Source organism: Anaerohalosphaeraceae bacterium (assembly GCA_035378985.1).
In the GTDB taxonomy this organism is placed as follows: domain Bacteria; phylum Planctomycetota; class Phycisphaerae; order Sedimentisphaerales; family Anaerohalosphaeraceae; genus JAHDQI01.
This window is the reverse complement of the sequence record DAOSUR010000019.1, coordinates 1-18,574: the sequence shown is the minus strand read 5'-3', so window position 1 is coordinate 18,574 and position 18,574 is coordinate 1. Positions and strand designations below refer to the sequence as shown.

16 protein-coding genes and 2 rRNA genes are annotated in these 18,574 nt (G+C 55.8%); 14 read left to right on the top strand and 4 right to left on the bottom strand.

The window, feature by feature from the left end; genetic code table 11:
* The first annotated feature begins 27 nt into the window (after positions 1–27).
* The 11 genes from gspG to PKY88_11525 all read left to right on the top strand — a co-directional run bounded on the left by gspG (position 28) and on the right by PKY88_11525 (position 12,060).
* A complete protein-coding gene (gene gspG, locus PKY88_11575; GenBank protein HOQ05841.1) occupies positions 28–447 on the top strand; it encodes a type II secretion system major pseudopilin GspG in 420 nt (139 codons plus the stop codon).
* 3 nt (positions 448–450) lie between these two features.
* On the top strand, positions 451–993 hold the full coding sequence (locus PKY88_11570; GenBank protein HOQ05840.1) for a GspH/FimT family pseudopilin: 543 nt from the start codon (positions 451–453) through the stop codon (positions 991–993).
* Entirely contained in the window at positions 990–1,436 is a 447-nt protein-coding gene (locus PKY88_11565) for a hypothetical protein (protein HOQ05839.1), read from the top strand. The genes PKY88_11570 and PKY88_11565 overlap by 4 nt, the downstream gene beginning before the upstream one ends.
* A complete protein-coding gene (locus PKY88_11560; protein ID HOQ05838.1) occupies positions 1,433–2,164 on the top strand; it encodes a prepilin-type N-terminal cleavage/methylation domain-containing protein in 732 nt (243 codons plus the stop codon). The genes PKY88_11565 and PKY88_11560 overlap by 4 nt, the downstream gene beginning before the upstream one ends.
* The gene (locus PKY88_11555; GenBank protein ID HOQ05837.1) at positions 2,154–3,749 is read left to right on the top strand and encodes a type II secretion system protein GspK; all 1,596 of its coding nucleotides are present in this window, start codon (positions 2,154–2,156) and stop codon (positions 3,747–3,749) included. The genes PKY88_11560 and PKY88_11555 overlap by 11 nt, the downstream gene beginning before the upstream one ends.
* Positions 3,750–3,769: 20 nt before the next feature.
* Entirely contained in the window at positions 3,770–5,176 is a 1,407-nt protein-coding gene (locus tag PKY88_11550) for a PilN domain-containing protein (GenBank protein HOQ05836.1), read from the top strand.
* Between the two features lie 3 nt (positions 5,177–5,179).
* Positions 5,180–5,731, top strand: coding sequence for a hypothetical protein (locus PKY88_11545; protein ID HOQ05835.1), 552 nt, complete (start codon positions 5,180–5,182; stop codon positions 5,729–5,731).
* Positions 5,732–5,743: 12 nt separating this feature from the next.
* The gene (locus PKY88_11540) at positions 5,744–6,466 is read left to right on the top strand and encodes a hypothetical protein (protein ID HOQ05834.1); all 723 of its coding nucleotides are present in this window, start codon (positions 5,744–5,746) and stop codon (positions 6,464–6,466) included.
* Positions 6,467–6,535: 69 nt separating this feature from the next.
* On the top strand, positions 6,536–9,688 hold the full coding sequence (locus tag PKY88_11535; protein ID HOQ05833.1) for a secretin N-terminal domain-containing protein: 3,153 nt from the start codon (positions 6,536–6,538) through the stop codon (positions 9,686–9,688).
* 136 nt (positions 9,689–9,824) lie between these two features.
* Complete coding sequence (locus tag PKY88_11530) at positions 9,825–11,414, top strand: GspE/PulE family protein (protein ID HOQ05832.1); 1,590 nt, start codon at positions 9,825–9,827, stop codon at positions 11,412–11,414.
* A 1-nt stretch (position 11,415) separates the two neighbouring features.
* On the top strand, positions 11,416–12,060 hold the full coding sequence (locus PKY88_11525) for a CvpA family protein (GenBank protein ID HOQ05831.1): 645 nt from the start codon (positions 11,416–11,418) through the stop codon (positions 12,058–12,060).
* Positions 12,061–12,071: 11 nt separating this feature from the next.
* Here the strand turns inward: PKY88_11525 and folD are convergent, their stop codons facing one another.
* Positions 12,072–12,959, bottom strand: coding sequence for a bifunctional methylenetetrahydrofolate dehydrogenase/methenyltetrahydrofolate cyclohydrolase FolD (gene folD, locus PKY88_11520; GenBank protein ID HOQ05830.1), 888 nt, complete (start codon positions 12,957–12,959; stop codon positions 12,072–12,074).
* A gap of 316 nt (positions 12,960–13,275) precedes the next feature.
* Here folD and PKY88_11515 point away from each other — a divergent pair, with 316 nt between their 5' ends.
* Together PKY88_11515 and PKY88_11510 are read left to right on the top strand one after the other, a co-directional pair.
* Positions 13,276–14,019: a hypothetical protein gene (locus PKY88_11515; protein HOQ05829.1), complete on the top strand. Its 744-nt coding sequence runs from the start codon at positions 13,276–13,278 to the stop codon at positions 14,017–14,019.
* A 205-nt stretch (positions 14,020–14,224) separates the two neighbouring features.
* Positions 14,225–15,100 (top strand): SMP-30/gluconolactonase/LRE family protein, encoded by an 876-nt coding sequence (locus PKY88_11510; GenBank protein HOQ05828.1) that lies wholly within the window; start codon positions 14,225–14,227, stop codon positions 15,098–15,100.
* A gap of 180 nt (positions 15,101–15,280) precedes the next feature.
* On the opposite strand, the gene PKY88_11505 is transcribed toward PKY88_11510, so the two are convergent.
* The gene (locus PKY88_11505; protein HOQ05827.1) at positions 15,281–16,114 is read right to left on the bottom strand and encodes a glycoside hydrolase family 16 protein; all 834 of its coding nucleotides are present in this window, start codon (positions 16,112–16,114) and stop codon (positions 15,281–15,283) included.
* A gap of 191 nt (positions 16,115–16,305) precedes the next feature.
* On the opposite strand from PKY88_11505, the gene PKY88_11500 reads away from it, so the two are divergent.
* A complete protein-coding gene (locus tag PKY88_11500) occupies positions 16,306–17,271 on the top strand; it encodes an arabinan endo-1,5-alpha-L-arabinosidase (GenBank protein HOQ05826.1) in 966 nt (321 codons plus the stop codon).
* Positions 17,272–17,326: 55 nt separating this feature from the next.
* Here the strand turns inward: PKY88_11500 and rrf are convergent.
* A 5S ribosomal RNA gene (gene rrf, locus PKY88_11495) occupies positions 17,327–17,434 on the bottom strand.
* A gap of 126 nt (positions 17,435–17,560) precedes the next feature.
* Positions 17,561–18,574, bottom strand: a 23S ribosomal RNA gene (locus tag PKY88_11490); the annotation flags it as partial.

The window sequence follows — 18,574 nt, the reverse complement described above, 5'->3', positions numbered from 1 at the left end:
ATGAAACAAGGAAAGGAACCCAAAAAAATGAAGCGAAAACAAAAAGGATTTACCATCATTGAACTGCTGGCTGTGGCGATGATTATCGCCCTGCTGGCGGTTTTTGTCGTTCCGCGGGCCTTTCGGGGACTGGGCAAAGCCAAACAGGACATTGCCCGGGGCAAAATGGCCATCATCGAACAGGCCATCGCCCAGTTTCAGTATGACTGCGGACGCCTGCCTGCCGGCAGCGAAGGACTCGAAGCCCTTCTGACCGCCCCGCGGGATGTGGAAGACAAATGGGCCGGCCCTTACCTCAAACAGTCCGAAATCCTCGACCCATGGGGACGTCCTTATCTCTACATCGAACCGGGCACCATTAACGTCGGCAGCTACGACCTTATCTCCCTCGGTGCCGACGGTGTGGAAGGCGGAGAAGGCGAGAATGCAGATATTGTCAATGACTAAATAATGAAAAAAACGCTTCAACAAAATGGTTTTACCCTGATTGAGCTGCTGGCCGTCGCGGCGGTCATCGCCGCTGCAGCCCTGGCAAGCACCGCCCTGATGCTCCGCAACCAGTCCAAAACCAGACTTCTTCAGGCGGCCCAGGAGATTGCCTTAACCGCCAAAGCCGCCCGCATCCAGGCCGTCCAGTCCGGACAGCCCTGCCGGCTCACTCTTGACCGCGAAAACAAAAAAGTCTCCATGCTGCCCTCTGAATCGCAGGAAAATCCCTCCGCATCAGCCCCGATAAAAACCGTCCAGCTGCCCAGCTCCGTTTCGTTCGAACAAATCCTAATTCTCAGCGACGAGCCGACCGATGCCCTTGAAATCGAATTTCAGCCGAATGGTTCCGCCAAAACCGCTGTCATCCAATTGTCAGACGGAAAAAATCAGGCCGCTGTCACCATCCATCAGATCACCGGACGGGTCAAAGTAACCTCCGGCGAGCTGACGACCCTTCTGCTGGATCGTGTGGATTTAGATGAGGAGCAATCCGCTGTCCAATGAGCACCAAAACCGTTCCATTTCGTTCCGGATTTAATCTGCTTGAGACCATTCTGGCCTCCTCACTGCTGGCCGGCGCTGTAATGACCCTCGGTGCCCTGAGCAGCCGAAGTGTTCAGACCGTCCGGCTCGATCAGGAAACCGAACGTGCCTGGGAGCTGGCCGACATGCAGCTTAAACTCATTGATGCCTACGGGGTCTCCGCCTTCCAGAAACTCGGGCAGTTCGCCGGGCAGTTCTCTCAGGATGAATCCTATTCCTGGCAGGCCGAAATCAAAGAACTCGATATACCTTATTTGTATTCCGTGGAAATTGTCGTTTCCTGGAAGTCCGGTTCGAAAGTCCATTCGATTCGCTGCCAAACCCGCTTCTGCGAACCGCCCGATACTCAGCAGACCTCCCCAACAACCGAATCGCAAACAACCCAGAGTGAAACCTCTTTATGAAAACACGCGGCTTTACATTATTGGAAGTACTTTTGGCCGCCGTTTTGACGGCGTTTGTGGCGCTGGTGGCCGTAGCGGGCCTCCGTTCCGTCAGTATGACGCGGACCACCATCGACCAGGCCTCCGAAGCCGCGGATGCCCTGCGATATGCCGCGGAAATCCTCGAACGCGATCTGGCCTCCGTCGCTCGAGACTCAGTCATCTTTGAGGCCATTGCCGCCGACCCCGCTATCGGTATGCCTCCTTCGCTGCGGATGCGGATTTATCAAACCGACCCAGCCCGTCCGAATTCCCCAGAATCCGATTTGTACGAGGTCGAATATTCCCTGCTCCAGTCCGAAGACAAGACCCTCTTTGTCCGTCGGATTTGCCCTCTGGTTGGTGTCGAAGTCGACCGGGAGGAAACCTCCGGCGGCATTCTGACCGTTTTGAGCGAATCCATTATCGACTTTCAGGCCCAGTACTTTGACGGCAGCCAATGGCTGGATTACTGGCTGACCGAAACCGAACTGCCTCAGCTGGTTTTAATCAACCTGCTGGCCGCCGACACCTCCCAAATGCAAAACACATCTCAGCCGTCTTCCGGCAAGGCGCCCAAAGTTTTACAAAGAACGATCTGGATGTTCTTCCCGGGACAGCCCCATCTCGGACAAAACACCTCGACGACGACAGCAACAACTCAAACAGATACCGCCGCTTCAGGAGAAACACAAACCGGTGTTCAGTAAAATCCGAACAATTCGGAAAAACGGTTCTGCCCTGGTCATCGTTCTGTGGCTGGTGATGCTGATGACTACCGTCGCCGTCGTCACCGCCCGAATGACAATGCTTGAAAGCCGCATCAGCCAGCTGGCGGTTGAACGCATCCGCTGCCGCTGGGCCGCCCGCGCCGGGATCGAAACCGCCCGGGCCCTGCTTCTGTCGGACGAGCGGGCCTCCGATACCCAACTCGATATCTGGGCTCAAAACGAGGCCGACCTCGTCGACGTCCCGCTCTACGGCTGCCGATTCACCGCCAAAGTTATCGATGAATCTTCCAAACTGAACATCAACACCGTCTCCGAAACCGCCCTGGCCTATCTGCCGGATATGACGCAGGAAATCCTCAGCAGCATCCTCGACTGGCGTGATACCGATGAAGAAATCCGCACGGACGGCGCCGAATCCGGATACTATCTGACCCTCCCAAACGGCTACTATTGCCGGAACGGTTCTTTCCAGACTGTCCGGGAACTCCTTCGCGTCAAAGGAGTCACCCGGGATATTTTCTACGGTCCCTCCTCGCCCGAACTGGCCTGGAGTGAAAACGAGGGATGGATGAATTACCTGACCTGCCATTCGGCCCAGCCCAACATCGACAGCCAAGGCAATCCGAAAATCGACATCAACCAGGCCCAGCGGGATGAACTGACCAGCTCGCTGTCCTTCAGCCGCAACGAGGCCCAGTGGATTCTGAACAACCGCCCCTTCCAGAACCTTGTCTCTCTAACGCAAAGCACCTCCACCTCCACCGCCGCGGCGTCTTCGGCTTCCACGACTGCCGGAACAGGAGGCTCTTCCGGTACCTCGTCCGGTTCATCTGCGGGCGGCTCATCCGCCGGCTCTTCTTCGGGACAAACCGGCAGACAATCCGGCCAGTCCGGCCAATCAGGTCAGTCAGGTCAATCCGGCTCTTCCCGGCAAAACAGCTCCGCCGGCTCCGGCCAGACCCAGGGTTCCTCCGGACGCACCGGTTCCGGTTCCTCCACGTCCGGCTCCGGCGGAACCGGTTCAACTCCAGGAACCAGCTCCTCCGGTTCCCAAAACCAGCAATCCTCCCGACAGTCCGGCACCGGCACATCCGGAACCTCTTCACGCACCGGCCAAAGCAGCACAACCGCCGCTTCCGCGACGTCAACCCGCACCGGCCAGCAAACCTCCGCCACAACGCCCTCCTGGCAAAGCGTTCTGGCCAATGCCGACCGCATCGGCTTCAGCAGCCAGACCGTTACCGCCGGCAAAGTCAACGTCAATACCGCCGGACTGATTGTGCTGACCGCCCTGCTGGAGGGGCAGCGGGACCTGGCTGAAAATATCATCACCTATCGCGAAGGACGGGCCGCGGGCTTTGAAACCCTTCAGGACCTGGCACAGGTCGAGGGAATGACCGAATCCGTCCTCCGGCAAATCATCGACTTCGTCGATGTCCGCTCCAGCGTCTTTTCCATTCAAAGCACCGCTGTTTCCGATGCCACCGGACAAAAATATACCATCGAGGTCATCCTCAATCGGGATGAACAAAACGGACGTGTCCTTTATTGGAGAGAACAATAGGAAAAGCAGGAGATTCAGGATTGACAGCCGAAAAAGAAAAAATCGATATGCCGAACACCTCCATCGGCCTGCGATGGTCCGCAGCTGATAACCTGATTCAGGTCGTACGGCTCCGCCGCAGCCCGCAGGGAATCGAGGTTCACGATTTCCGAACTGTTCCCCTCAACTCTTCCGTCTCCGAGTCCCTCCGCCATGCGATTCCGGCAAATCCCGGCGACGGTGCCCTCGCTCTGGCGGTCGGAATCGACTCGTCCTGTGTCGGATTCTACCGTCTGGAGGTGCCGTCTCTTCCGGCCCCGCAGCTGGTCGCCGTCGTCCGTACGCAGGCGGAAGGGTATCTGCCCCTTCCGGTTTCAGCCATGCGGCTGGCCTGGCGGATTGACAAAAACCTCTCCGAAAACCGCTGTATCCTGGCAGCCGTCAAAAATGACCTGTATGAACACGTTTCCAAACCGCTCCCTGCCGACGCTTCCGTGTCCATCGCTCCAGACCTGGTCGGACTGCTGACCGCCTGGCGGACCTTTTTCCATCCCGCCCCCGGACCGCAGGAAGCCGTCCTGCTCAAGCTCACACCCCATCAGGTCTCCGCCGTTCTTGCCGAAGAAGGCCGTCTTCTCGGCGCAGCCCGCATCGACATTGACCCGCAGGCCCCCCTCGAACTGCTCAAAACCGATCTCATTCAGATGCTCGAGTCTCTCACACCCCAAATCCGCTCCAGACCGATTTTCGTTCTCGATACGCAGGTCGAGCCTTTCCCGTCGCTCATCGATGACCTTCGGCAGGAGAACTTTCAGGTTCAGCCCTGCCGTCCTTCTCCTGAAAAAATAAAACGTCTGGCCCGTCTGACACCGGAAACCGCCGTCGACTGTCCGGAAGCCCTCGGCCTGGCTCTTTTGGCTCTGGACGGACAGACTATCGATTTCGACTTTACCATCGAAAAGACCGAACCGGCTCCTTCGCTTCGACAGCAGCTCTTCTCGGCCCCCGTCCGCCGAACCGCCCTCTCTATCCTGCTGGCCGTCCTCGTTGTAGTCCTCGGTCTTTATTGGAAAGACAAAACGGAGCTGCGCATCCTTCAGCGACAGCTCAGCACGGCGGAAAAAGGCCAAACTGCTCAGCAGATGCTCCAAATGATGGAGTTCCGTAAGCAGGTCGCCGCCGCCCGGCCGGATCTGCTTGAACTGCTGGATTTGCTCCGCCAGACCCAGCCCGAAGGCCTTCTGCTCGATCAGTTTCTTTTCGAACGCGGCAAACCCGTCGAACTGCGGGGAGTGGCCGCCAGCTATGAACAGGCGTATCAATTTCAGAAAAATCTCCAGCAGCGAAATGAGTTTCGGCAGGTTCAGCTTATCGAGCCCACACTCGACGAAAAAACCAAAAAAGTTAACTTCCGTATCCGTTTTCTGTATCGAAACTTCAGCGGATAACCGATGCCTATGCTCGAAAAACTTCAACCGAGAGAAAAACGAATTGTGCTGTTCAGCCTGACAGTTTGCGGCCTGATTCTGATCTATTTTCTGGCCGTCGAACCGCTCACCCGAACCTGGGGCCAAGTGCGAACGCAGCTTCAGTCCGCCCGTCAAAAAGCCGCCCTGCTCAAACTGGACCCGAAAAGCCCTCAAACCCAGCAGCAGAAGCGGCTGATGGAGTTGGTCCCCGTCCTCGAACTGCCTAAACCCTCCGACCAGCAGGGCCCGCTCCTTCAGGAGACCTTTACCAACCAGCTCCGCAAAGTCGGCCTGGTCTCTCGACGGATGCAGCTGGTCCGCGGCCGTTCCATCCGCAACGACCCCGCCGGATACATCGTGCTCAATCTGACGGCTCAGGGCACCGGCCGATATGAGCAGCTTCTCAATCTTCTGGCCGACCTGCCCCAGAACCCCTACTGTGTCGGTGTCCAGAAATGCTCCATCAAGCCCGACCAAAAAGACCGGCAGAAACTCGAATGGGAAATCACCGTCTTTACTTATGCAAGCCGCTAAGGAGATACTCTTATGAAACAGCAGAAAGAACCCAAACTGCTCACCTCAATGAAAATGCTCCGCCGAGCCGGCTGGGCTTGCGCCGGCCTGATTCTCCTCGGCACCTGGGTCAAAGCCGCCGGTGAAATCCTTTTGAACCCTCATCGAATGGAAACCGCCGCCGAACGGTTTGAAACCCTTCAGAAAGAAGCCCGCGCCGCAGCGTCCGCCGCATCCGCACGGCTCAAACCCCTGCAGGAACGAAACCTCTTCGCACCCAAAATCATCCCGCAGCCCCCGCAGGCCACCCAGCTTTTAGGCAACGCCGCCTTTTTCGGCGACCGATGGGTCCGTGTCGGAGAAGAAATTAACGGCGCCAAAGTCATCGCGATTGACAGCACCTCCGTCACCCTCCTGTGGGAAGGCAAGGAAATCAAACAATATCCGTTCGAATACAGACCTGAAGGCCAGCAGGGGCAGCCCCCCCGCGGTCCCAACGGCTCGCGTCAGAGCCGACAGGGTCCTGAAAGCGGCTCTCGCCCCTCCGCACGCTTGGCGCCGGAGGGCTTCGGCGGTTTCTCCGGACGGCCTCCATGGATGATGTCTCCCGAGGAAAGAGAACAAATGCGGCAGCGATTTGAACAAATGACACCGGAAGAGCGCGAGGCGCTCCGCAATGAAATGCGCCGCCGTTTTGAGGAAGGCGGCTTCGGCCGAGGCCGACGCGGCGGCGGTCAGAACCCCGGCGGACAATAACTTGTTCAACATTCACGCAGAGAAAGATTTTAATAAAGAAGAAAAATCTTAAAAAACAGGATTACGAATATGAAAAAGACAGGATGGATTGTAATTGCTCTGATTTGCGGTCTTTTCCTAATCGGATATTGGATGACGGCACGCTCCAAACCGACTGAACAGGAATCAGCCAAAACGGAACCCGCACAAGGCGAATCCCAAACCACCCAGGCAGCCGCCCAATCCAATCAGCCGGCTGCAGAGCAATCTCCAACGCAGCCGGCCGCAGAAAATCAGCCCTCCCAGCCGGAGGAGTCCCGCCGTTCCCGGTTCGGCAGACGCGGCGAGGGCTTCAGCGGATTTCCCGGCTTCGGCGACCGCGGAGCCCGACCGGGCGAAATGGGCCGCTCCGACCCGAACCAGTCAGGCGACGGACTGGAATCGGTTCAGCTCAGTGATATGGAGATGAAAAACATCCTTCGAATTTTAGCCGACTGGACCAACAAACCCGTCATCCCCGTCAACGATGAAATCATGCAGACCCGCATTACTGTCTATTCTCCCAAACGAGTCACCCGCGAGGAGGCCCTGGCCCTGCTCGTGTCCGCCCTCCATTCTCGCGGAGTTCTCGTGGACCAAACCGGCAGCACCATCTTCCTAAAGCCCTTAGCCAGTGCCCGGCTCGGGGCCGTCCCGACTCTCGGCGTAGATGAACCGCTGGCCCGCATCTCCGACCCCGCCCAGGTTGTCGAAAAGTGGTACCAGCTGTCCAATTACAAGGCCTCTCAAATGGCTCAGATTGTCAGTTCCCTGACCGCAGAATACGGCCACGTCACCGCCGATGAATCCACCGGACGCATCTCCGTCATCGACACCGTCGAAAATCTACGCCGCATCGAACAGGTCATCCTCCAGCTGGATGTGCCGGAGTCCTCCCAAACGGTTGAACGCATCTTTGAACTGAAATACGCCGACCCCATCGAGGTCGTCCAGGTCCTTAACCTCATCCTCGGCCAAACCACACAAGCGCAGCGAACCTCCTCTTCCCAAGGCGGGTTCCGCGGTCCCGGGCGAGGACGGGAAGGCACCCAAACAGCAACTTCCGCAGCCCCGGCAGTCGTCATTCCGACCAGCGAAATCCCCATCCGGCTGATTGCTATGCCCAAACAGCACTGGATTCTGGCTCGGTGCAGCCGAGAGGATATGCAGACTGTGGAATCCTGGATCCAGAAACTCGACATCGGCGAAAGCACGGAACCCAAACAGCAGGTCTTCCAGATTCGCTACGCCGATGTCCGCGAAGTCGCCACGATGGTCACGCAGGCCCTTCGCGAAATGCCCGGCACAGACCTGACGGCCAACCTCATCGTCCAGCCCCTGCAGGGCACCAATCAGATTGTCGTCTTCGGCAGCGATGAAAATCGAAAAATCGTCGAAAAACTCATCGCCCAGATTGACCTGCCCAAAGAAGACATTTACATCGAGCGCACCTTCAAACTCAAACACGCCGACCCCGACCAGATTAAGCAGAATATCGAAGGACTTTATGAGACCGAGACCGGAACCCTCAGCTCCTACAGCTGGGGCTCCAGCCGAACCACCTCCCGCTCTCGAACCATCAATCCGGAGGAAACCGTCAAAGTCATCTCCTATCCGACGCTGCGGCAGGTGACCGTCATTGCCTCCGAAAAGAACATGCAGCGCATCGCCAAACAAATTGAAGAGGAATGGGACATCCCCCTGGACTTGCGCAAAGACCAGTACCGCATTATTACCCTTCAAAACTCCGACGCCGTCAAAATGGCCGACCTGCTCACCCGCCTGTTCAGCGAGGAATCCGAATCCTCCGGCTCCCGGTCGCTGCTGCGGATTCTGTTCGGAGAACAGGAACAGACCAAGAGCAAAATCGTCGGCTCCCTCTATGGGATGCTCACCTTTGAAGCCGTTCCCGACACCAAAAAAATCCTCGTCATCAGCAAAATCCCCGAGGCCTATGATGTGATTGAACGGCTTGTGCAGGATTTGGACGGCCAGGAAGGCGCCGAAGTGCCCCGCGTCATCACGCTCAAATACGCCGATGCCGAGCAGCTCAGCGAGCAGCTGAACGCCATCCTCAACGAAGCCGGCACCACCGCCACCATCCAGCGAAGCGTACAGGGGCTCAGCGCCTACAGCACCGAATCTACGTCCACAACCACCACAGAGGCCCAAATGCAGGAATCCGCCGGAACCATCCGGCCGTGGTGGACCACCCAGCGTCAAAGCGAAGACCAGATGCCGCCCAGCAACCTCATCGGACGGGTCCGCTTTATCCCGGTTGCCCGCAGCAAAGCGCTGCTGGTTCTGGCCCCGCCGAAGTTTATGGATGACATCCTCAAGATGATTGAACAGCTTGATCAGCCCGGCATGCAGGTGATGATCAAGGTCGTCATCATGGAAATCGACCACAGCGACGTCACTTCGCTGGGGGTTCGCCTCTCCTCCGACCCCAGTGCCTTCGGCACCATCGGCGTCAACGCCGTCGATATCCTCAACAACCTGACCGCCACCTATTCCCGGCAGTCTTTTGCCCTTTCCGCCGAAAGCAATGCGGATTTGCTGATCGATTTCCTGGTCAAAAACGCCAACGCCAAGATTCTCAATCAGCCCACGCTGTGGACCAAAGACAACGAAGAAGCCCGGTTTGTCAAGGCCCAGAAGGTGGCTTTCATCACCGGCGACTCCTACGACCGCACCAACACCAATTCCGTTCAGCGCACCTTTGACTTTGAGGATGTCGGCGTCACCCTGCGAATCCGGCCCAACATCACCCCGGAAAAGGCCGTTGATATGGCTATTCATCTGAATATCTCGCAGCTGCAGGAAGAAATCGTCAACACCCAGCCGACCCGGAAGAACCTGGATACAATGACCCACATGATTGTCAACGACGGCCAGTCCGTCATCCTCGGCGGTCTGCTCTTCCAGAACGATGTCAGCATCGTCCAGAAGGTGCCTCTCCTCGGAGACCTTCCGCTGGTCGGCGGCTTGTTTAAACACAACAACATCGTCCTTCAGAACGACGAACTGCTCGTCTTTGTTACGCCTTACGTCATCGATGAGCGGGGGCTGGCTCAAATGCCGACGGAATCAGAAGAAGAGCGAAACAGTCAGATTTATCAGCCGCACTCGAAAGTCAAAACACAAATCGAGCAAATGCAGGAGAATATCCGCCAGCGATTTATGCTGGATGAAACACCCTGATTCGGCAAACCCTTTTTGAGGACCAAAATAATCGGATAAAGATAAATGGATTGATATTGCCTCCCAAGCCGGATAAAATAAACCTTATACTGAAGGTTATTGTGCGACAAAAGGCATGAGGAGTGTATAAGGTCGTATGGCCGATCTGAACGGGCTTGTGGCGGATTGGGGGCAGATGGACGGGACTCTTCCTTTCAGTCCTTACAAAGTCCTTTTTCTGATCGGCTGGTTCTTTTTGTGCCTGTATTCCGTCCGCCGCTCCGACGAAAGCCCTCTGATTCTCAACCAATATCGGGCTTTGGCCAATACGGCCGCCCTCTTTGTCGGGCCGGCCGTTCTCTTTGTCCTCTTTGTCGTAGATGTCGTCCAGAAGATTCAGGCCGGCAAACTCCTCTGGGCCGAGCTGCCTAAATACACCCTCGCCGCCGTTTTCCGGACCAACCCAATCAGCAAGGCCCGTCCTATCACCTCCATCGGTCCCTCGATTGAATTAATGGACACAGCCGGACGGCATTTTGCCGACGTCTATGCCCAGCAGTCCTCCGGCAGACGCACCAATCGCGAAATCCTCGACCTGACCGAACGGCTCATTCTCGAGGGCCTTCAGGAACGAGCCACGGATATCCTTATTGACCCCAAATCCGACGCCGTCTATACCGTCCGGTACCGCATCGACGGCATGCTCCGTGTTCACGAAGAAATCGACAGCAAAGTCTGCAACGCCGTCATCAACAGCATCAAAGCCATCTCCGGAATGGACATCGCCGAAAAACGCCGTCCGCAGGACGGCGCTTTTATGGCCCGTACGCCCAACGGCGAAATCTACTTCCGCGTTGCATCCTCCGGTGTCCTCGGCGGGGAGAAGCTGGCCATCCGCGTCCTCGACCAGACCCGCGGCCTGATGTCTCTGGAGGAAATCGGAATGGACGACAGAACCCAAAAGGCCATTCGCAACATCATCCGTCAGCCCTCCGGAATGGTTCTGGTCTGCGGTCCGACCGGCAGCGGAAAAACGACGACGCTCTATGCCATGCTCTCCAACATGAATGTTCAGGAGCGTAATATTGTCACCATCGAAGACCCCATTGAACACGTTCTGCCCCATGCCAGCCAGATTGAAGTCAATGTCAAAGCGGGCGTGACCTTCGCCTCCTCCCTGCGAAGCATCCTGCGGCAGGACCCCGATGTCATCTGTGTGGGTGAAATCCGCGATGCCGAAACCGCTGCGATGGCCGTCCAGGCCGCCCAGACCGGCCATCTCGTGCTGGCCACGCTTCACGCCTCCAGCAATATGGCCGCCCTCGTTCGGATGATGGACCTGGGCGTGCGTCCCCTCCTGCTGGCTTCCGCCCTGAGCGTCATTATCTCCCAGCGGCTGGTTCGCCGGCTCTGCGATGCCTGCAAAGGGCCCGCCGAACTGACCCAAAGCCAAATCAACTACTGCCTCCAGAACAACCTCGACCAGACCAAAATTCTCCAGGCACGCGGCTGCGGCCGCTGCGGCGGTACCGGCTACTACGGGCGTATCGCCATCATGGACGTTACCTACATGGACGATAAACTTCGCCATACCCTCGTCAGCGGCACCCTCTCACCGGCCGATATGAAACAGAAAGGTGATCGGGACTTCTTTGCCACCCTGCGGAGAGACGGGCTTGCCAAGGTTCTGGCAGGCATTACCACCCTCGAGGAAATCAAACGAGTCACTTCCCACTTAGGAGGATAACATGGTTTGGTTCGCCGCCTTGCTGCTCGGAATCTTTTTCGCCTGGCTCGGCTTCAAAAAAGGCGTTTACATCATGGCCGCCGCCGCCTTCAACTTTCTTCTTTCGGTTTACATCGCCGTTCTCTCCGCTCCGGCCCTGCTGAAAAACAACCCGGCCCTTCAGGAATCCCCCTATTATGCCGCGTTTGCCATGCTTTTCCTGACCGCCGCCTGTTTTATCCTCCTGCAGGGAATCTGCTATTGCCTCTTTCTCCGCGGGGCCGACTGCGTCTTTCCAGTTGCTTTTGAAAAAGCTGCCGGCGGGCTGCTCGGCTTTCTGATCGGCTATACCCTGGCCTCCTTTCTTTTTTTGGCTGTCTGCATCATGCCCTTTTCAAGACATGAACTCTTTGTGCGGTTCATCTCCCTCGACAAAATGAAGACCTTTTCCTCCTCTACAACCGTAAAGATATGTCATTTTATGGCCGGATGGTCCCTTCAGTATCTGGCAGATAAACCCCGAAAAACCATCGAGTACCTGATTTCTCTCGGAGACCCCAAACCCCTTCCTGCTTCCCCGTCGGCACAGCCCCCTTCCGCCCCGCTGAACCAAACTTCCACACCCCCCTCTCCTTCACCCAACCGGCCGGATGAAAGCCATCTCTAATAATCGGCCCTTCAACGGTTTTCCGCCGCCCGCTCCGCCGACTCCACGGTATTATACAAAAGCATCGTAATAGTCATCGGCCCTACCCCGCCCGGTACCGGCGTAATCATCGACGCCTTCTGTCGGACCGCCTCAAAATCCACATCGCCTACAAGCCGATACCCGTTCTTGGCCGACGCATCCTCGACTCGATTAACCCCTACGTCTATCACGACCGCTCCTTCCTTAACCATATCGGCCGTAATCGTTCTCGGACGTCCTGCCGCCGCAATTACAATATCCGCCCGACGGACATGCTCGGCCAGATTCCGCGTCTTTGTATGACAAATCGTCATCGTTGCATTTCCCATCCGTCCCTTCTGAATCAGCAGATTGGCCAGCGGCTTGCCCACAATATTGCTTCGCCCCACAATCACGACTTCCGCTCCCTCCAGCACAACCCCGCTTCGCACGAGCATCTGCACAACCCCATGCGGCGTGCACGGCAGGAAACACCGCTGTCCAATCACCATCCGCCCCACATTCACCGGATGAAAACCATCCACATCCTTTTCCGGACAAATCGCATTCAGAATTCGCTCCTCATTGATATGCTTCGGCAGGGGCAGCTGAACCAAAATCCCGTGTATCTTTGGGTCCCGATTGAACCGCTCAATCAGCCCCAGCAAGTCTGTCTCCGTCGTTGCGGCAGCCAGCCGATTATCGCTCGAAAAAATCCCGATTTCTTCGCACGCCTTTTCTTTGGCCGTCACATACGACTTGGACGCCGGGTCATCTCCCACCAAAATGACCGCCAGTCCAGGACGGATCCCTTGCTGAGCAAGTTTCGCAATCCGCCCTTTCAGTTCTTCCCGCATCTGAGATGCTATCTGCCTGCCGTCAAGTATCTTTGCCGCCACGTTGAATGGTCCTCTCCAAACGTCCTGATTCTTTTTCCACCAAACTAAAAAAACAAACCCCTTTGTCAACAATCAACTTTATATTTCCTCTTCCGGAAACAATCGGACAGTTCGTATTTCAGAAAAAATTGCCAGGACATCGGAAAAAAATTCCCCGGTTCAAAACAGAAAAATGATAAAACCCATCCGCCGCATCGTCTGAAAACTTATTTTTTTATCAAAAAAATTGCTCTGCAATTCCTTGGAACAAATTTTGCACAACATCCTTGTGCTTCAACCCAGAAGAAACAGTTAATCATTTGAAAGGAAACAATGTATGGAAATCAATGGGGTGGAACGAACGGGTCAGATGCTTTCAATGATGCACTTGGGGAAAATGAAACCGCCGGAACCGAACGAACTGAGCTCCAAGATTCTCAACGCCTTGGACACAGACGGCGACGGGAGTATTAGTTCTGAAGAACTCACGAATGCCGGACAACTCGGCCAAAAAATCGCCCAAGCCGACACAGATGAAGACGGCACCATTACCGCGGAGGAAATTCTCGCCAAAATTACAGCCAAAATGGAAGAAATGGGAATCACACCCAGCTCGAATTTCAAAGAGAAACCGGATCTGAATGCTCTGAAAGAACTTTTGACGCGGGCAGATGCCGAGATGGCTCAGCAAAACCAACCACCCGCTCCGTCCGAAGTCAGCACCAAAATTCTCGGTGACTTGGATACAAATGGCGACGGGGTATTGAGCATAGAAGAATTGAATGCAGCCGGTCTCTTCGGTCAAAAAATCGCCGAGGCCGATTCCGATGGTGACGGCGTTGTCAGCCGTGAAGAATTAGAATCCCTTGTTGCCCAGTCTCCGCTTCCCCCGCCGCCTCCGCCGCCCGCCCAAAGCAGTGACAAAGGGGAAACTGAAGAAGAGAATGAATCCACAAAGAAGGAGCAAACGGGCTACGACCTGCTCAGCAAAATCCTCCAGGATGTTTTCGGGCTGTCTTCAGAGGAAAAAGACCAGCTTCTCAAAATGCTTCAAAACAATCCTTTTGAAACAACCTGCTGATCTGCTCTTAACTGCACACAGCAAGCCGAGTCGTTCCAATAAACGATTCGGCTTGTTTTTTTCGCAGAGAAACATTTCAATCGGGAAAAGACACCATGCAAAGCAGCCAGCCACATTGTTTTTTCTATTTATCCTGACCTAATTTTTCCCTTTTTGTTTCATCTTTTCAGCAATAGAATGTTCTCAAAAAGAAAGGAGCTATAGAATGCAAATAATTCTTTTCTTCTTATCGGGCATCTTCATCACCGCTCAGCCGGAGTCTGCAATCTCCCCCGTCCGTCCTTCTGCTGTGCCCCAAAAAATCGCCGGCGGCTTTCAATTCACCGAGGGCATCACCGCCGACCCCAACGGCACGCTTTACTTCTCCGACATCCCAGCGGGCCTGATTTACCGAATCTCCCCCGACGGCACCCTCTCCAAATACATCGAAACCAACCGTTCCAACGGCCTTCAGGTCGCCCCGGACGGCTCACTGATTGTCTGCGAATCCGCCGGCCCCCGGCGCCTCCTTCGAATTGACCGCCAAAAAAACATCATCACATTGGCCGACGGCTGCAACGGGAAAAAATTCAACAGCCCCAACGACTGCTGGCTCGACCCCAAAGGCGGCGTTTATATGACCGACCCCCGGTACGGCAGTCGTGATGACATGCAGCAGGACGGCGAGCATGTCTATTACATCACCCCGGACCGCCGGGTCATCCGCGTGATTGAAGACATGATACGTCCAAATGGACTCATCGGTAACCCCGACGGGACCCTCCTCTATGTGGCCGATCATGCCGCCGGCAAAACCTGGCTCTACAACATCCAAAAAGACGGCACACTCACGAATAAGCGGCTGTTCTGCTCCGACGGCTCCGATGGGATGACTCTCGACAGCTGCGGAAATGTCTATCTGACCTGGCGGCGGCAGGTCAAAATCTACGCCCCCGACGGACAGCTCCTCGATACAATCGACCTGCCCGAGAGCCCCACCAATGTCTGCATCGGCGGCCCCGAGCGGCAAACCCTTTATATCAACACCCCGTCCGCTGTGTACACCGTGGATTTGATCACAAAGGCCGTCGGAACCAACTAAAAGTCACGGAAGTGTACGAAACAAACCGTCGCCATTCCCGCAAACGCCTGTCGTTCCCGAAAATTCCTGTCATTCCCGCGAAGGCGGGAATCCAGCCGTATAGTCTTCGCACCTTATCCTCTGTAGCTTCAGCGAAGGAGCAAGGCGGTAATCCAGTCTTTCCGGCCTCATCTTAAAGCCCTAAGATTTTTTCTGGTACACCCGCACATAATCAATCTCAAAGCGGGCCGGAAATCCCGTCTCCGAAGGGTCGCCCCCCTGCGTGCCGCCGATGGCTAAATTGAGCAAAATAGAATGCGGCTCATGAAACGGATTGGCCCCCTGCCCGTCCTGATTGATGGTTTTGGACAGGTCAATCTCATTCAGCTGCATATCATCCACATACAGCCGGATAAACTGTTCATCCCAATCCATCCGCCAAATGTGAAATTTCTTCGACCAGTCCGGGTCCTCGAACTCTTCCAGCGGTTTTTTCAGGTCATCCCACGCCGGCCGACCGCCCCCGCCGTCCCAGCAGGCATTCGCCAGCAGCATTCCCCGATAATATTCCATAATGTCAATTTCGCCGCAGCCCGGCCAGCCGCGGGCAAACCCGAGCGTCCAGAATGCCGGCCACAGCCCCGCACGTGTGTCAATCCGCCCCCGCATCACAAACCGCCCGAATTTCCACGAATGCTTCCCCGAGGTCTTTACGCAGGCGGAGGTATATTCCGCATACTCCCGATTCCGCCGCCACGACCGGCTGTCCGGACTGTAATTGGGGTTCCTGACTCGCTCCCGCCTGCCCTCAATAATCAGCATTCCCCCTTCACAGAAGGCATTTTCCGGCTGATACCACTGCAGCTCCTCATTCCGCACAAACCCAATCTCATAGGTCCAGTTATTCGGGTCCGGCCTGCCGTCTTTTTCAAACTCATCCGCCCAGACCAGCACATAGCCGTCCGATGTGTCGGCTCCGGCTGCAATCGATGCCGCCAGCATCAACCCCGCCATACAAATCAGCAAATGTTTCATTGCATCCTCCATTTTTTCTCTACTGAAAACACTTTTGTAAAACCCAGTTTACCGACTACAATAAGTCCCGGCAAAACCTTTTCGGAGTGCAAAAAATGAAACAACCGAACATTCCTGCTTGTCCCAAAACTTCTTCAGCCGCTTCTTTCATTTTGCTGGTGTTCTTATGGACCGGCTTTTCTTTCGCAAGTATGCCGGAACCAGAGCCCGTCATGCTCGAATTGGAAGGAGACCTAAACGTTCACGACCCGGTCCTTCTCAAGGAAAAGGACACATACTATCTGTTTTGTACCGGCGGAAACCGCCGAACAGGCTATGTCCCTATCCGCTGCTCCAAAGACCTTCTGCACTGGCAGCTGCGCGGCTATGTCTTTGAAACCCTGCCCGAATGGGCCCCTATCGAAATTCCTGGAACCCGCGGTGTCTGGGCACCCGATATCTCCTATTTTAACGGCAAGTACCATCTCTATTACTCCATCTCCACCTTCGGCAAGAACAATTCCGCTATCGGTCTGGCCACAAATAAAACCCTCGACCCAAACAGCCTGGAGTACAAATGGGAGGATCACGGAATGGTCCTTCGCTCCACCGAAGGCAAGGACGACTGGAACGCGATTGACGCCAACATCGTCATCGAAGACGACAAAAATATCTGGATTTGCTGGGGCAGTTTCTGGAGCGGCATCCAGATGCGCAAAATCGACCCTGTCACAGGCAAACTGTCCGCCGAACATACCGCTCACTATACCCTTGCGAGCCGACCGCGAAAAGCGGAACACAAGACTCCGCCCGTCGAAGGAGCAATCGAAGCTCCCTTTGTTATCCGGCGGGACGGCTTCTGGTATCTGTTTGTCTCCTTTGATTTATGCTGCCGCGGGGCTGACAGCACCTACAACATCGTGGTCGGCCGTTCCGAAAAAGTCACCGGCCCGTATTTCGACCGCACAGGCGTGCCGATGCTCGAAGGCGGCGGCACACAGGTCATCAAAGCCACCACAGACAACTGGAAAGGACCCGGCCACTGCGCCGTGTTCCGGGAAGGCGATCAGGATTACCTCGTCTTTCACGCCTATCACGGACAGACCGGAAGACCCTATCTGAAAATCTCTACGATGGAATGGAAAGACGGCTGGCCTGTCGTCGCCCCCCTGCCGTAAACACACTTTCGCACAAAAGGAAAGGCCCGCCGGATTTCTCCGACGGGCCTCATAAACCTGGCAATCACCTACTTTCGCCCCGAAGGACTATCATCGGCCGGACGGGCTTAGCTTCTGAGTTCGGAATGGGATCAGGCGTTTCCCCGTCCGCATGGTCACCAGGAGTTCGTGAATCGGCCTATCCCGTTCGGGACCTGCCGAAATTCTCGTACCTTGTAAAAAAAGCAGATTGGTTCAATCCAGCGCCGTTTCCAACCTTGGCGAAATCCCATACAACCGACCGATTGATATGGTCAAGTGATTGACCGTTAGTACCGGTTAGCTGAGCGGATTTCTCCGCTTACACACCCGGCCTATCAACCTGGTAGTCTTCCAGGGGTCTCTCGGACCCGAAGGTCCATGGAATCCTTATCTTGGGGTTGGCTTCCCGCTTAGATGCTTTCAGCGGTTATCCGTTCCCGACTTAGCTACCCGGCGGTGCAGCTAGCGCTACAGCCGGTACACCAGAGGTCAGTGCTTCCAAGTCCTCTCGTACTAAAGAAACATCCCCTCAAGATTCCTGCGCCCACGGCAGATAGAGACCGACCTGGCTCACGCCGGTCTGAACCCAGCTCGCGTACCACTTTAATCGGCGAACAGCCGAACCCTTGGGACCGCCTTCAGCCCCAGGATGTGATGGGCCGACATCGAGGTGCCAAACCGCCTCGCCGCTATGAACGCTCGGAGGCGATCAGCCTGTTATCCCCGGAGTACCTTTTATCCGTTGAGCGATGGCCTTTCCACTCAGAACCACCGGATCACTAAGTCCTGCTTTCGCATCTGCTCGACCTATCAGTCTCACAGTTAAGCACCCTTCTACCTTTGCGCTCAACGCGTGATTGCCAACCACGCTGAGGGTACCTTTGAACTCCTCCGTTACCTTTTAGGAGGAGACCGCCCCAGTCAAACTGCCCACCTAGCACTGTTCCATGCCCGGGTTCACGGGTCACGGTTAGGCGACTAACATAGCAAGGGTGGTATTTCAACGTCGGCTCTGCGATGCCCGGAAGCACCGCTTCACAGCCTCCCACCTATCCTACGCATGATATGCCAGGCGTCAATACCAGGCTACAGTAAAGGTTCACGGGGTCTTTCCGTCTTGCCGCGGGTCTGTAGTATCTTCACTACAAGTACAATTTCACCGAGTCTGTCCTTGAGACACTGCTCCAGTCGTTACGCCGTTCATGCACGTCGGAACTTACCCGACAAGGAACTTCGCTACCTTAGGACCGTCATAGTTACGGCCGCCGTTTACCGGGGCTTC